The organism is Paracoccus sp. P2 (genome assembly GCF_046335115.1).
Classification (GTDB): Bacteria; Pseudomonadota; Alphaproteobacteria; order Rhodobacterales; family Rhodobacteraceae; genus Paracoccus; species Paracoccus pantotrophus.
This window is the reverse complement of the sequence record NZ_JBGOSN010000015.1, coordinates 23,070-38,125: the sequence shown is the minus strand read 5'-3', so window position 1 is coordinate 38,125 and position 15,056 is coordinate 23,070. Positions and strand designations below refer to the sequence as shown.

Sequence of the window (15,056 nt, the reverse complement as noted above, 5' to 3'; positions counted from 1 at the left end):
CGAAGCGCCGGATTCGCTATGCCGGATACGCGCGCCAGTTGTTAAGTCATTGCTGCCCGCCGGGGCATTCCACGAGTTCAATGAGGCACCGCATGGTCTTTGACAAACCCGCCGTCGAAGACGGTGATATCGCTATCATCGGCATGGCCGCCCAGTTGCCGGGCGCCGCGGGGGTCGCCGAATACTGGGACAACCTGTGCCGCGGGGTCGAGTCGATCCGGCGCATCCCCGACGCCGAGCTGATCGCGCGGGGCGAGTCGCGGGCGCGGCTGTCGGATCCGAACTATGTGCCTTCGGCCGGCATCCTCGGGCAGTTCGACGAATTCGATGCCGAGTTCTTCGGGCTTTCGCCCAAGGAAGCGGCGATCATGGACCCGCAGCACCGCAAGTTCCTGGAAACCTGCTGGCACGCGCTGGAGGATGCCGCCCACCCGCCCGAGCGTTTCGCCGGCAATATCGGCGTCTGGGCCGGTTGCGGCATGGGCAGCTATTACTATTGGAACGTCTGCTCGAACCGCGACCTGGTCGATGGCGTGGGCCATTTCCTGCTGCGCCATACCGGCAACGACAAGGATTTCCTGTCCACCCGCGTCAGCCATGTCTTCGACCTCAAGGGGCCCAGCATCAGCGTGCAGACCGCCTGTTCCAGCTCGCTGGTGGCGATCCACATGGCCTGCCAGTCGCTCAACTCGGGCGAATGCGACATGGCGCTGGCCGGCGGCGTGACCATCGAGCTGCCGCATGGCCTGGGCTATCTCTACAAGGAGAACGAGATCCTGTCGCCCGACGGCCATTGCCATGCCTTCGACCATCGCGCGCAGGGCACCGTCTTCGGCAGCGGTGCGGCGGTGGTGGCGCTGCGCCGGCTGCGTGATGCGCTGGCCGACGGCGATCACATCTGGGCGGTGATCAAGGGCTCGGCCATCAACAACGACGGCGCCGCCAAGGCGGGCTATCTGGCCCCCAGCGTCGAGGGCCAGGCGCAGGCGGTGGCCGAGGCGCTGGTCATGGCCGGGGTTTCCTCGGACAGCATCGGCTATGTCGAATGCCACGGCACCGGCACGGCGCTGGGCGACCCGATCGAGGTGGCGGCGCTGAACCAGGCCTATGCGCGGGTCTCGGACGGCACGCGGCAGGGGCCGTGCCGCATCGGCTCGGTCAAGACCAATATCGGCCATCTGGATACGGCGGCGGGCAGCGCGGGCCTCATCAAGTCGGCGCTGGCGGTGCATCACGGCAAGATCCCGGCCAGCCTGAACTACGAGGCGCCCAACCCCGCCATCGACTTTGAGGGCGGACCGTTCCAGGTCAACGACCGGCTCAGCGACTGGCCGGTGCCGGGACCGCGCCGGGCCGGGGTGAACTCGCTGGGCGTCGGCGGCACCAATGCGCATGTGATCGTGCAGGAACCGCCGCTGGCCGAGGCTTCGGACGAATCCGACTGGCCCTTCCACATCATCGCCGTCTCGGGCCGCAGCAAGGCGGCGCTGGATGCCAATTCGGCCGCGCTGGCGGGCTGGCTGCAGGCCAATCCGGGCGTGGACATGGCCGACCTGTGCTTTACCCTGACGCAGGGCCGGCGGCAGTTCGACCGCCGGCGCGTGCTGGTCGCGCATGATGCGGCCGAGGCGGCGCGGCTTCTGGCCGATCCCGATCCGCTGCTGGTCTTCGATCACCAGCAGGCGGGCGATCCGGCCGAGGCGGTGTTCATGCTGCCCGGCGGCGGCGCGCAATATGCCGGCATGGCGCGCGGACTCTACCAGACCGAGCCGGTGTTCCGCGAATGGATGGACCGCGGCCTCGACCATATGGCGGCCACGCATGGCACCGACCTGCGCGCGCTCTGGCTGCCCGAGCCGGGCGCCGAGGCCGAGGCGGACCGCCGGCTTCTGCAGCCCTCGCTGCAACTGCCGCTGCTGATGATCACCGAATACGCGCTGGCGCAGCTGTGGATCAGCTGGGGCGTGACGCCGGCGGCGCTGATCGGCCATTCCATGGGCGAGAACACCGCTGCCTGCATCGCCGGCGTGATGAGCTTTCAGGATTGCATCGGCCTGGTGCGCCTGCGCGGGCTGCTGATGGACCGGGTGCCGGCGGGCGGCATGCTGTCGGTGCCGCTTGCGCCCGAGGATTTCGCCGCCGAGCTGGCCGAACTGGAACTGGACCTCGCGGCGGTGAACGGGCCGGGCCTGTCGGTGGTCTCCGGCCCTGACGCGGCGCTGGACCGCTTTGCCGAGCGCATGGCGGCGCGCGAGGTGGAATGCCAGCGCATTGCCATCTCCATCGCCGCGCATTCGCGGCTGCTGGAGCCGGTGCTGGGCGAATTCCGCGCCTATCTCGCCTCGATCCCGCTGAATGCGCCGCAGATCCCGATCATCTCGAACCGCTCGGGCCTGCCGCTGACGGCGGCCGAGGCGACCAGCCCCGACTATTGGGTCGCGCATCTGCGCGGCACCGTGCGCTTTGCCGACGGCATCGCGCATCTGGCGCAGGTGCCGGGGCGGGTGTTCGTCGAGGTCGGGCCGGGCCGGGCCATGCAGGCCATGACCAAGGCGCATCCGGCGGTCGCCGCCAACCAGGTGATCTCGACCCTGCGCCACCGCGACCACGCCACCGGCGACGACAGCTATTTCATGGCTGCGCTGGCGCGGTTCTGGGCCTGCGGCGGGCAGATCGACTGGGATCAGGTCTGGGGCGGTGCCCGGCGCCGGCGCCTGTCGCTGCCGGGCTATGCCTTCCAGCGCAGGCGCTATTTCATCGAGCGTTCGGCCAATGCCGCGGCGGAGACCGCCGAGGAACTGGCCCGGATCGAGGAACCGGCGGACTGGGGCTGGCGCCCGGCCTGGAAGCTGGCATCGCCGAATATCGAGATCGGGCCGCAGGGGCCGGTCGCGCAGGGGCAGCGGAACTGGCTGGTCTTTGCCGACGATCTGGGCCTTGCCGAGCGTGTGATCGATGCGCTGCGGTCCCGCGGCCAGCGCGTCGCGGCGGTCGAGGTGGGCGATACCTTCGCCGATAAGGGCCAAGACCGCTTCACCCTTCCGGTCGAATCCGACCGCGAGGGCTATGAGATGCTGCTGGCCGCGCTGGCCGGGCAGGACATGGTGCCCGACCGCATCCTGCATCTGTGGTCGGTGACGCAGGGGGCGAAGTTCCGTCCCGGCTCCAGCCTGCTCAACAGCCAGTTGGAGCGCGGCTTCTTCGGCCTTTTGCATCTGGCCCAGGCCATCGGCGCCGAACTGCCGGATGCGAAGCTGGAGGTGATCGCCATCTGCAACGACGCGCTGCGCGTCGCCGACGAACCGGCGCCGGTGCCGGAAAAGGCCACCGCCGCCGGGCCGATCCGCGTCATGCCGCATGAGATGCCGAACGTCTCGGGCCGTCTGGTGGATGTGCGTCTGCCGGCGAAGGGGGGCCTGGAGGCGCTGGCCGCCAACCTGCTGGAGGAGGCGCTGGCCCCCTCGGGCGCCGCCGTCGCCGCATGGCGCGACGGGCGCCGCTTTGAGCAAAGCCTTGAAAAGGTCGCGCTGGAGGATGACGGCATGGCCGCCATCCCGCAGGGCGCGGCCTGCCTGATCACCGGCGGCTTCGGCGGCATCGGCCAGGCCATCGCCCGTGAGCTGGCGCAGCGCGGCGGCGCGAAACTGGCGTTGACCACGCGCGGCCGGGTGGATTCGCCGGCCGTCATGGCCTCGGTCCGGCAGTTGGAATCGCTGGGCGCCGAGGTGCTGGCGATCCGCGCCGACGTGACCAGCCCCGAGGACATGGCCCGCGCCGTGGCCGAGACCAAGGCGCGCTTCGGCAGCCTCGACGTGGTGCTGCACGCCGCGGGCGTGATCCGCGACAGCCTGATCGCCGCCAAGACCGACGACGAGGCCTGGGACGTGCTGGCGCCGAAGCTGCTGGGCACCCGCGCGCTGATCGAGGCGCTGGCGGACAATCCCGCCAAGCTGACGGTGCTGTTCTCCTCGACCTCCTCGGTGATCGCGCCGGCGGGGCAGGCGGATTACGTCGCCGCCAACGAATATCTGAACGCGGTGGCACGCTTGGCGCCCGCGGCGCTGGGCCGGGTGGTGGCGGTCAACTGGGGCGTCTGGGCCGATGCCGGCATGGCGGCGCGGGCCATGGGGCTCGACACCGCCTCGGCCGTCGCTGTGCCGCAGGGCCGGCCGCTCTTGGACGAAAGCCTGCCCATGCCGGGCGGGCGCGAGTTCCGCACCGCGCTGAAGATGCAGGACTGGATCATCGGCGGCCACAAGACCGCCCAGGGCCAGGCGCTGATGCCCGGCACCGGCTGGATCGAGCTGATCTCGGAAGCCGCGCTGGAATGCGGGCTGGCCCTGCCGCTGGCGATCCGCGAGTTGGAATTCCGCCGCCCGGTGCTGGTTTTCGATACCGCGCTGGTCAGCACCCGCGTCCTGCCCGAGGGCGATGCCATGCGCGTCGAGATCCTGGACGATCCGCAGGGCGAGCCGAATGTCTCGGCGCTGGTTTTCGGATTGCACGAGGCGGCGCCCGAGCCGCTGGCCGTCGGCGGGCCGTGGGATCGGGACGGGCAGGGCGCGGCGCTGCCTTCGGCGCAGGAAGGCCGGATGGATTTCGGCCCGCGCTGGCAGGTGCTGCGCCGCTATCGCATTGTCGGCGACGAGGGCGTGGCGGAGCTGTCGCTTGCGCCCGAATACGCTGCCGAGGCCGGGGAATGGCTGGCGCATCCGGCGCTTCTGGACATCGCCACCGGCTGGGCCATGCCGCTTATCAAGGGCTGGACGCCCGAGCATCTCTGGGTGCCGATGGGCTATGGTTCGATCCGGCTTTACGCGCCCTTGCCGGCGCAGGTCATCAGCCGCATCCGCAATGCCGGCGAGAACATCGACGCGCAGGGCATGGCGCAATTCGACATCACCCTGGCGGCGGCGGACGGCACGGTCTGCGCCGAGATCAAGGGTTTTGCCCTGCGCAAGCTGGCGGCGGCGATTGCCGCCACGCCGCAGGCACGGGTGCAGCCGCCGTGCAGCCTGTCCCCTGCCGAGCGGCGCTTGCATCACAATATCAGCCAGGGCATCCCGGCCGCCATCGGCCCGGCCATGCTCAGCCGGGCGATCTCGACCGGGCTTTCTCAGGTCTATGTCTCGTCGCTGGACCTGCCGGCGCTGATCGCCGAGGCGGGGGTGGTCGAGGATGCCGCGCCCGCCGAGGGCGGCTTCGAGCGCCCCGACCTCGACAGCGATTTCGTCGAACCGTCGCCGGGCATCCAGGCCGAACTGGCGGCGATCTGGTCCGAACTCCTGGGCATCGCCCAGGTCGGCGCCGCCGACAGCTTCTTCGACCTGGGCGGCCATTCGCTGATCGCGGTGCGCATGTTCGGCCAGCTGCGCAAGGCCTTCGGCGTGGACCTGCCGATCTCGACCCTGTTCGAGGCGCCGACCATCGCCGAATTGGCCGCCCTGGTCGAGGAGCGCACCGGCCCGCGCGAGCTGGTCTCGCCCGACAACGTGCGCGAGCTGCCGGTTTCGGCCCGGCCGCGCTTCCGCTTCCTCGTCGATATGGGCGGGCGGGGCGAGGGCACGCCCTTCTTCATGGTCGCCGGCATGTTCGGCAATATCATGAACCTGCGGCAGCTGGCGCAGCGGCTGGGGCCGGACCGCCGTTTCTGGGGCATCCAGGCGCGCGGCCTCTTGGGCGACGACAAGCCGCATGAGGATTTCACCGAAGCCGCCCGCGACTATATCGAGGAACTGCGCCAGATTCAGCCGGCCGGCCCCTATCTGATCGGCGGTTTCTCGGGTGGCGGGCTGACCGCCTATGAGATGGCGCGGCAGTTGCGCGCGGCGGGCGAGGAGGTGGCGATGCTGGTCATGCTCGACACGCCCTTGCCGCTGCGCGAGCCGGTCAGCCGCAAGGACCGGCTGGCGATCCGCCTGGGCGAATTGCGCGAGGGGGGCGCGGGCTTTCTCTGGAAATGGCTGCGCGACCGCGTCGCCTACGAGTTCCAGCGCCGCAGCAAGGCCAGGGCGGTCGAGGCCGAGGTCGGCTCGGAGGCGACCGGCACCTTCCACGACCTCGCCATCGAGGCGGCTTTCCTGGCGGCGCTGCCCAAGATGCGGCTTTCGGTCTGGGCCGGACCGGTGGCGATGTTCCGCCCGCCGCTCGACCGGCGTTGGAAGGTGACGGGCGGGCGCTGGATCAATTCCGGCCGCGACTATGTGGTCGAGGACAATGGCTGGACGCCCTGGATGCCCGACCTGCGGGTGATCGAGGTGCCGGGCGACCACGATTCCATGGTGCTGGAGCCGAACGTGCGCCGCCTTGCCTCGGTTCTGCGCGAGATCCTGCGCGATGCCGATGCGGACGCCCCGGCAAGGGTCAAGGCGGCGGAGTGACCATGGACCAGGCCGCCACCCCGCCCAGCGTCCATGTCATCGTGCTGAACTGGCGCACGCCAGAGATGTCCTTGCAGGCCGCCGAGGCCGCGTTGCGCGAAATGCAGGGCATCGACGGCGGGCTGACCATCGTGGACAACGATTCCGGCGATGGCAGCTACGAGGCGATGCTGGCCGGGGTGCAGGTGCGCGGCTGGCCTTCGGATCGCGTCGCGGTGGTGCAGTCGGGCTGGAACGGCGGCTTCGGCGCCGGCAACAATCACGGCATCCGGCAGGGTCTGCCGGACGGGCGCCGCGCCGACCTGGTCTATCTGCTGAATTCCGACGCGATTCCGCAGCCCGGCGCGATCCGGGCGCTGGTCGACTATCTGGCTGCGCATCCGCGGGCCGGGATCGCCTGCTCGCGCTTGCGCGGCACCGATGACGTGCCGCATACCACCGCCTTCCGCTTTCCCAGCGCCCTGAGCGAGTTCGAGGCGATGAGCCGCACCGGGCCGATCTCGCGCCTGCTCAGCCGCAAGGTCGTCTCGCTGCCCCAGCCCTTGGTCTCGGGGCGGGTGGACTGGTCGGCGGGGGCGTCGATGATGATCCGCATGGAGGTGCTGGACCGCATCGGGCTCTTCGACGAGGGGTTCTTTCTTTACTACGAGGAAACCGACTTGTGCCGTCGCGCCGCGCTGGCGGGCTGGCAGACCCATTACGTCGTCGAAAGCCTGGTGCTGCATATCGGTTCGGTCAGCACCGGCATGAAGGAATGGCGGCGCGCGCCGGATTACTGGTACGACTCGCGCCGGCGCTATTTCGAGAAACATCATGGGCGGCTGGGTGCGCTTTGGGCCACGGCCGCCCATCTGGGGGGCGCGGGGGTGTTCCGCCTGCGCTGCCTGTTGTCGGGGCGCAAGCCGGACGGGCCGCCGGGCCATCTGGCGCAGCTGATGCGTCACGCCTTTCGTCCGCAACCAAAGCCCGTTCATGTTGAAAAGGGTAAGCCATGACGCAATTTTCCGCGATTCTGGTGGGTAACGAATCCCTCTTGCGCCACGCGGCCGAGACGCTGCTGGCGCGCGGGCATCGCATCCATGCGGTGGTGACGCGCAATCCCGACCTGCGCGACTGGGCGCAGGGCGCCGGTCTTGCGGTCGAGGATCAGGACGCGCCGATGGCCCCCGATGCGCCGCCTGCCGACTGGCTGTTCAGCGTCGCCAACCTGTCGATCCTGCGCCCCGAGATGCTGGCGCGCGGCCGGCTGGGCGCGATCAACTTCCACGACGGGCCGCTGCCGCGGCTGGCGGGGCTGAACGCCCCGGTCTGGGCGATCATCGGTGGCGAGGCGCAGCACGGCGTCACCTGGCACATGATCGAAGGCGGCGTGGACGAGGGCGACATCCTCACCCAGACCCTGTTCGAGATCCGCCCCGACGACACCGCGCTGACCCTGAACGCCCGCTGCTTCGCCCGCGGGGCCGAAAGCTTTGCCGAGGTGGTGGCGCAGCTGGAAGGGGCCGGCCCGCAGCGGGTGAAGCAGGACCTGTCGCAGCGCAGCTATGTCGGCCGCGACAAGCGCCCCGAGGCCGCGGGCGTGATCGATTTTGCCCAGCCGGCGGGGCGCATCTGCGCGCTGGTGCGCGGGCTCGATCATGGCGGCTACTGGAACCCGCTGGCCGAGGCCAAGGTCCGGCTGGCCGATGGCCGGGTGCTGGCAGTCACCGCCTCGGCCGGGACCGAGCCGGCCAGCGCCGCGCCGGGCACCGTGCTGGCCCTTCACGGCGATATCGCCACCATCGCCGCCGCCGATGCGGCGATCCGGCTGGTCTTTCGCGGCGAGCTGCCTCCGGTCGGCACGGTGATCCCGGCGCTGGCCGCCGAGGAGCGCGCGCGGCTGGCCGATCTGGCCGCGCAGGCCGCCAAGCATGACGGCTTCTGGCGCGCGCGGCTGACGCGGATGAACCCGGCGGTGCTGCCGGGCGAGGGCTCGGGCGCGACGCAGCGCCTGCCCCTACTGCCCGGCGCCGGACCCGAGCGCATCGCGCTGGCCGCGGCGCTGCTGGCGCGGCTGGCCGGACAGGCCCAGTTCGACCTGGCGCTGCGGCCGCAGGGCCAGCCCGAGGCGGCGGGCATCGTTGCCGACTGGCAGCCGCTGGCGGTCGAGGCGCCGGGCGAGCGCACGCTGGCCGATCTGGGACAGGCGCTGGCGGCAGAGATCGCCGATCAGGCGAAGCGCGGCTTCTTCATGGCCGACCTGCTGCACCGCGCGCCCGAGCTGCGCGACATGGCCACGCCGGATCTGGCGATCAGCCTGCATGCCGGCGGCCCGGTCAATGGCGCGGCGCTGACCGTGACCCTGGCCGGGGACGGCGCATGGCTGGACCACGACCCGGCCCGCGTCACGCCGGCGCAGGCGCAGCGGCTGGCCCGGGCGCTGGACGGCGGGCTGGCGCTGCCCGGCTCCACGGCGCTGCGCGACATCCCCCTGATGGACGCGGCCGAGCGCGAGGAGCTGCTGGTCGGCCGCAATGCCACGCAGCTGGATGTGCGGCTGGCCTGCATTCACGAGCTGATCGCGGAAAAGGCCGCCGAGAACCCCGATGCGGTGGCGCTGGCTTTCGAGGATCACAGCCTGACCCGCAGCCAGCTGGATCGCGCCGCCAACGCGCTGGCCGAAAAGCTGGTGGCGATGGGCGTCGGCCCGGACCAGCCGGTGGGCCTGTTCGCGAAACGCTCGCCCGAGCTGGTGATCGGCGCGCTGGCGATCTGGAAGGCGGGCGGCGCCTATGTGCCGCTCGACCCGGACTACCCCGCCGACCGCATCGAGCTGTACATCGAGGATTCCGGCGCGCGGGTGGTGTTGGTCCAGGACGGTCTGGCCGAGAGGCTGCCCGCGCATGGCGCGCAGGTGGTGGCCATTCCGACCGACCTGCCGCATGGTCTGGTGGCGGCGCCGGTCAACCAGGCCGGGCCGGAAAACCTGGCCTATCTGATCTACACCTCGGGCTCGACCGGCCGGCCCAAGGGGGTGATGGTCGAGCATCGCAACGTGGCGAACTTCTTCGCCGGCATGGATGTGGTGATCCCGCACCAGCCGGGCGATGCCTGGCTGGCGGTCACGAGCCTGTCCTTCGACATCTCGGTGCTGGAGATCTTCTGGTCGCTGGCGCGGGGGCTGAAACTGGTGATCGCGGGCGAGGAATCGCGGCTCGCCGTCTCCTCGACGCCGGCGCAGCCGCGCCGCGAGCCATCCGGCGGCATGGATTTCAGCCTGTTCTACTGGGGCAATGACGACGGCCCCGGCCCGAAGAAATACCAGCTTTTGCTGGAGGGCGCGCGCTTTGCCGACCAGAACGGCTTCGTCGCGGTCTACACCCCCGAGCGGCATTTCCACGCCTTCGGCGGCCCCTATCCGAACCCGGCGGTTTCCGGCGCGGCGGTGGCGGCGGTGACGAAAAACGTCGCCGTGCGCGCCGGCAGCTGCGTGCTGCCGCTGCATCATCCGGCCCGCGTGGCCGAGGAATGGGCGGTGATCGACAACCTGACCTCGGGCCGGGCGGGGCTGGCCATCGCCTCGGGCTGGCAGCCGGACGATTTCGTGCTGCGCCCGGAAAACGCGCCGCCGAACAACAAGACCGCACTGGCCCAGGGGATCGACCAGCTGCGCCGGCTGTGGCGCGGCGAGGCGGTCGAGTTCCCGCGCAAGGACGGCAGCCTGTTCGGCGTGGTGACGCAGCCGCGTCCGGTGCAAAAGGAACTGCCGCTGTGGATGACCGTCGCCGGCAACCCGGAAACCTGGGTCGAGGCCGGGCGGCTGGGCATGAACGTGCTGACCCATCTGCTGGGGCAAAGTATCGACACGGTCGCGGCGCGGATCAAGGATTACCACGCGGCGCTGCGCGAGGCCGGCCATGACCCGGCGCGCTTTACCGTCACGCTGATGCTGCATACCTGCCTGGCCGAGGATCGCGAGACGGCGCGCGAGATCGCCCGCGAGCCGATGAAGAACTACCTGAAAAGCGCCGCGGCGCTGGTCAAGCAATATGCCTGGGATTTCCCGGCCTTCCGCCGCCCGGCGGGCATGACCAACCCGATGGCCATCGACCTCGGCTCGCTCTCCGAGGAAGAGCTGGACGGCATCCTGGAATTCGCTTTCCTGCGCTATTTCGAGGATTCCGGCCTTTTCGGCTCCATCGAGGACGGCATCGCGCGGGTCGAGCAGCTGAAGGCCATCGGCGTGGGCGAGATCGCCTGCCTGATCGACTATGGCATCGCGCCCGAGCAGGTCATGGCCGGCTTCCCGCTGCTGGCGCGGCTGCGGGCCGAGGTGAACCCGCATGGCGCCGAACCCGAGGACGGCGATTTCTCGATCGCGGCGCAGATCCGGCGCTGGAAGGTGACGCATCTGCAATGCACGCCCAGCATGGCGCGCATCCTGGTCTCGGACCCGCAGGTGGCGGCGGCGATGGCCGGGCTGACATGCGTGATGGTCGGCGGCGAGGCGCTGCCACCCTCGCTGCTGGCCGAGATCAGGGCGGCGACGCGGGCGCGGGTGCTGAACATGTATGGCCCGACCGAGACGACGATCTGGTCCACGGTGGCCGACCTGACCGATGCGGCCGAGGTGACGCTGGGCGGGCCCATCGCCAATACCCAGCTTTACGTGCTGGACGCGGACGGCGTGCCGGTCCCTCCCGGCGCGCAGGGCGAGCTTTGGATCGGCGGCCATGGTGTGACCCGCGGCTATTGGCGGCGCGAGGATCTGACTGCGGCGGCTTTCCGGCCCGATCCCTTCGTGCCCGCGGATCGCGGCGCGCCTTGGGGCGCGCGCATGTATCGCACAGGCGATCTGGTGCGCTGGCGCGAGGATGGCGGCCTCGACTATATCGGCCGGGCCGACCACCAGGTGAAGCTGCGCGGCTTCCGCATCGAGCTGGGCGAGATCGAGGCGCAGCTGGCCGCCCAGCCCGGCGTGCGCGAGGCGGTGGCGCTGGTGCGCGAGGATGCCCCCGGCGACAAGCGGCTGGTGGCCTATGTCACCGGCGCGGGCGAGCTGTGCGAGAAGGGGCTGCGCGAGGCGCTGCTGGCGCATCTGCCGGCGCATATGGTGCCGGGGCGGATCGTGCGGCTGGAAAAGATGCCGCTGACCCCGAACCGCAAGCTCGACCGCAAGCATCTGCCGGTGCCGGGTGCCGTCGCCTCCGCTCCGGTGGCGCCGCCGACCGTCGAGGCCACCACTGCTGTCGCCGCCAACGCCCCGACCGAGGATCTGGCGCAGGCGGTGCAGGCGCTGTGGTCCGAGGTGCTGGGCGTCGAGCAGATCGGCCCGCGCGACAACTTCTTCGCGCTCGGCGGGCATTCGTTGCTGGCGATCCAGCTGCACCGGACCATGCGCGACCGGCTGGCGCTGCCGCGGCTGGGGGTGACGGATATCTTCCGCTTCCCGGTCATGGCGGATTTCCTGAAGCACGTCGCCTCGCTGGCGCCGGCTAGCACGGCTGCCGCCCCGGCGGTGCCCGCGCCTGCACCTGCGCCCACGCCCAAGCCTACGCCGCCAGCGGTGCCCGAGCCGGTTCTGGCGGCCGAGGATGCCATGGCCCGGCGCCGGGCCCTGCGGGCGCAGCTGCGCGGTGGGCGGTGAGCGGGGCGGCGGCGCTCGACGCGCTGGCACGGCGCCTGCTGCCCGCGGGTCATGGCTGCGCGGTGCTGCCGCTGACGGCCGAGCCGGCGCCGCTTTTGCCCGAGGAGGCGGGGGCCATCGCCCGCGCTGTCCCGAAGCGGCGGCGAGAGTTCGCCTTGGGGCGCATGGCGCTGCGCGCGGCGATCCGGCAGGCCGGGCATGACCTGCCGGCGGATCGACCCATCCCGGCGCGTTCCGACCGCCGGCCGGACCTGCCGCCGGGCATCCGCGCCAGTCTGTCGCATGGCGGCGATTACTGCATCGCCATCGCTGCCCCACCCGGCGGGGCCAGCGTCGGGGTCGATCTTGAGCCTTGCGGCCGCGCCCTTCCGGAAGGTCTGGCCGAGACCATCATGCCCTTTCGCCTGAAGGGGGCCGGGGATGCCTTGCTGGCCTTTTGCGCCAAGGAGGCGATGTTCAAGGCGCAATATCCGCTGACAGGTCGAATGCTGGACTTCCGCGCGGTCCCGGTGGTGATCGATGCGCTGCGGTTCCGCGCCTGCATGGGCGACCGGCTGATCGGCGGGCGCTGGGGGCAGGCGGCGGGCTATTGGCTGGCGCTCAGCCTGTGGCGCGGCTGAACAGCGCCGCCAGACGCCGGGCGGATTCGCGGATATCGTGGCGTTCCGTGACGCGGGCGCGGGCCGCGGCGCCCATGCGTTCCAGCGTGGCGTGGTCGGTTTCGGCGGCTTGCAGCATGGTTTCGGCTAGGGCCTCGGCATCGCCGGCGGGGACCAGCCAGCCCTCTTGTCCGGGGCGGACCAGTTCGGGGATGCCGGCGATATAGGTGGCGATCACCGGGCGGGCGCAGGCCATGGCCTCCATGATGACCACCGGCAGGCCCTCGGCGAAGCTGGGCGCGACCAGCGCATGCGCGGCCTCCATGGCGGCGCGCACGCCCGCCTCGTCCTGCCAGCCAAGCAGGCGGACGGCCTGGCCCATGCCCTCGGCGGCGACCAGCGCCTCGATCTGCGGGCGCAATTCGCCATCGCCGACCAGCGACAGGCGCAAGCCGGGGGCGCGGCGCCAGGCCAGGGCGAAGGCGCGGATCAGCAGGCCGAAGCCCTTCTGCTCGGCAAAGCGGCCGACGGCGACCATGTGGAACGGGCCGGGCGGCAGGGGCCGCGGCTGGGTCCAGCGGTCCAGGTCCAGGCCGCAATGCACGACATGGACCTTGTCCCAGTCGCCGGGCCCTGCCCAGCGGCAAAGCTGCGAGCGGCCATAGCTGCTGACGGCGACGCAGAACGCGGCCAGGGCCAGCTTTCCGCCCAGGTCCAGCGCCTGGATGTTGTCGAACTCCTCGGGGCCGTGGACGGTGAAGCTGAAGCGCGGACCGTCCAGCAGGCGCGCATAGGCGGCGACCCTGGCCGAATTGGTGCCAAAATGCGCATGGATATGCGCAAGCCCCAGTTCCCGTGCCCGGCCGGCCACCCGCGCCCCTTCGGCCATATAGATCAGCTGCCGGGCAAGGCTGCTTTCCCCGGCCCGTGCCCGGCGCCGCGCCAGCCGCATGGCGGCGGCGAACTGCGCCGGATTTGCCGCGCCCCGGCCGGCGAGATCGGCCAGAAGCCGGCCGGCCCCGGCCTCCAGCACCCGCTCGGTGCGGGCATGTTCGGCCAGGTCGGCGGGGTCGCTCAGAGCGCCGCTGTCGCCCCGCATGGCGAATCGGTGGATTTCAAGCCCCTGGGCCTCAAGCGCCGCGATTTCCCGCCGGATGAAGCTGTGCGAGGGGCGGGGGTAGGTATTGATCAAATAACCGATTCGCAAGGCGGCGATCCCTTTCCCAAGAAAAAAAGCCCTCGGGCCGCGTTATTGGCCGAGGTTTTCGGCTGGTTGGCGCTTATTTTTGCTGAACAATGGGCGGATATGCCGTATTACCGCAAGACGCACCAAAGTTTGTCTAGCGATTTCCGGTTTCTTTGGCACTATTGACCCGAGGATTTGTACATTTGAGGAGAAAACCTCTGACTGGCATCCTGACCCTTGGTGTCGCAATTGCCTTGGCCAGCGCGCTGATCGGGTTTGCCGCCTTCGATCTGCCGTTCTGGGCCGCGCTGCTGATCTATATCGTCAGCGGAACGGCCGCTATCCTTTTCATCGCCTGGCGGCGTTTCAGGTGCGTCGAGCGGCACGAGATGCAGGCCGAACGCGGCCGCACCGTTCAATAGCCGGTGCAGCGCAGCACCACGCCCACGGTCCTGGCGATGATGGCGACATCGCTGCTGAAGCTCAACTCGGCTGCATAGCGCGCGTCGAAAGTCGCGCGGGCGGCGAAGGTGCTGTCATTGCGGTCCGAGATCTGCCACAGCCCGGTGACACCCGGCCGCAGATGATAGTAATCCGCCCCCGGATAAAGCGGTGCCTGTTCGATCATCATCGGCCGCGGGCCGACGATGCTCATGTCGCCGCGCAGCACGTTCCACAGCTGCGGCAACTCGTCCAGAGAAGTCTTGCGCAAGAAGCGGCCAGTCGAGGTGATGCGCGGATCGTTCTTCAGCTTCTGCGTCAGATCCCATTCCGCCCTGGCCTCGGGATTGGCGGCCAGGTATTCCGCCAGCCGCCGATCTGCATCCTCGACCATGGTGCGCAGCTTCCACAACCGGAAGCTGCGGCCGGACCGGCCGACCCGCAACTGGGTGTAGAAAGGCTTCTCGCCATGCCACAGGATCACCAGCGCCAGGATCAGAACCACCGGCACTACAATCGGCACCGCCAGAAGCACGGCGGTAATGTCCAGCGGCCGCTTGATAAAGCGCGAGTAAAGGGAGCGGGCCCCCAGGGGTTGATTGGTGTTTCCGTTTGCGGCCGTTTGCAGCACCGGGTCGATTGTCTCGATATCGAAATCCGTGGTGTGCCGCATTTCAAAACCCGCCCTCATCACTACACTCGCAGTATAGCTGTGCGTTTGAATAAAACTAGAACGAATTTGGACACTGCCGAAAAGTATAGGTTCGTTTAAAAACAATTGGTTGCAAATGATTTTTGATCGGGAGGGGCCGCCTCTTCCCTGG

General features: G+C 69.9%; 8 protein-coding genes. 6 read left to right on the top strand and 2 right to left on the bottom strand.

The features are described 5' to 3' along the window. The first annotated feature begins 92 nt into the window (after positions 1 to 92). Genes ACDP63_RS11490 through ACDP63_RS11475 form a run of 4 tightly spaced genes read left to right on the top strand, consistent with a single transcriptional unit; the run spans position 93 to position 12,626 of the window. Positions 93 to 6,380: a type I polyketide synthase gene (locus ACDP63_RS11490; protein ID WP_409928081.1), complete on the top strand. Its 6,288-nt coding sequence runs from the start codon at positions 93 to 95 to the stop codon at positions 6,378 to 6,380. 2 nt (positions 6,381 to 6,382) lie between these two features. Next, positions 6,383 to 7,375, top strand: coding sequence for a glycosyltransferase family 2 protein (locus ACDP63_RS11485; RefSeq protein ID WP_024844116.1), 993 nt, complete (start codon positions 6,383 to 6,385; stop codon positions 7,373 to 7,375). Next, positions 7,372 to 12,006 carry a MupA/Atu3671 family FMN-dependent luciferase-like monooxygenase gene (locus tag ACDP63_RS11480; protein ID WP_409928080.1) on the top strand — a complete coding sequence of 1,545 codons (4,635 nt, stop codon included), beginning with the start codon at positions 7,372 to 7,374 and terminating at the stop codon, positions 12,004 to 12,006. Before ACDP63_RS11485 ends, ACDP63_RS11480 begins: the two co-directional genes overlap by 4 nt. Continuing rightward, a complete protein-coding gene (locus tag ACDP63_RS11475; RefSeq protein WP_024844118.1) occupies positions 12,003 to 12,626 on the top strand; it encodes a 4'-phosphopantetheinyl transferase in 624 nt (207 codons plus the stop codon). Before ACDP63_RS11480 ends, ACDP63_RS11475 begins: the two co-directional genes overlap by 4 nt. On the opposite strand, the gene ACDP63_RS11470 is transcribed toward ACDP63_RS11475, so the two are convergent. Continuing rightward, positions 12,607 to 13,812, bottom strand: a complete 1,206-nt coding sequence (locus ACDP63_RS11470) for a glycosyltransferase (protein WP_024844119.1) — start codon at positions 13,810 to 13,812, stop codon at positions 12,607 to 12,609. The genes ACDP63_RS11475 and ACDP63_RS11470 overlap by 20 nt on opposite strands. Here ACDP63_RS11470 and ACDP63_RS11465 point away from each other — a divergent pair. Together ACDP63_RS11465 and ACDP63_RS11460 are read left to right on the top strand one after the other, a co-directional pair. After that, on the top strand, positions 13,714 to 13,977 hold the full coding sequence (locus ACDP63_RS11465) for a hypothetical protein (protein ID WP_167521756.1): 264 nt from the start codon (positions 13,714 to 13,716) through the stop codon (positions 13,975 to 13,977). The two genes, ACDP63_RS11470 and ACDP63_RS11465, sit on opposite strands and share 99 nt — an antisense overlap. A gap of 68 nt (positions 13,978 to 14,045) precedes the next feature. Continuing rightward, the gene (locus ACDP63_RS11460; protein ID WP_231486675.1) at positions 14,046 to 14,213 is read left to right on the top strand and encodes a hypothetical protein; all 168 of its coding nucleotides are present in this window, start codon (positions 14,046 to 14,048) and stop codon (positions 14,211 to 14,213) included. Here ACDP63_RS11460 and ACDP63_RS11455 read toward each other — a convergent pair. After that, entirely contained in the window at positions 14,207 to 14,905 is a 699-nt protein-coding gene (locus ACDP63_RS11455) for a sugar transferase (RefSeq protein WP_024844121.1), read from the bottom strand. The genes ACDP63_RS11460 and ACDP63_RS11455 overlap by 7 nt on opposite strands. Positions 14,906 to 15,056 lie beyond the last annotated feature (151 nt).

What these genes read in the sequence shown, in the direction of transcription:
- ACDP63_RS11490 (WP_409928081.1), top strand. Translation starts at nt 93, where the DNA reads ATGGTCTTTGACAAACCCGCCGTCGAAGACGGTGATATCGCTATCATC.
- ACDP63_RS11485 (WP_024844116.1), top strand. Translation starts at nt 6,383, where the DNA reads ATGGACCAGGCCGCCACCCCGCCCAGCGTCCATGTCATCGTGCTGAAC.
- ACDP63_RS11480 (WP_409928080.1), top strand. Translation starts at nt 7,372, where the DNA reads ATGACGCAATTTTCCGCGATTCTGGTGGGTAACGAATCCCTCTTGCGC.
- ACDP63_RS11455 (WP_024844121.1), bottom strand. Translation starts at nt 14,905, where the DNA reads ATGCGGCACACCACGGATTTCGATATCGAGACAATCGACCCGGTGCTG.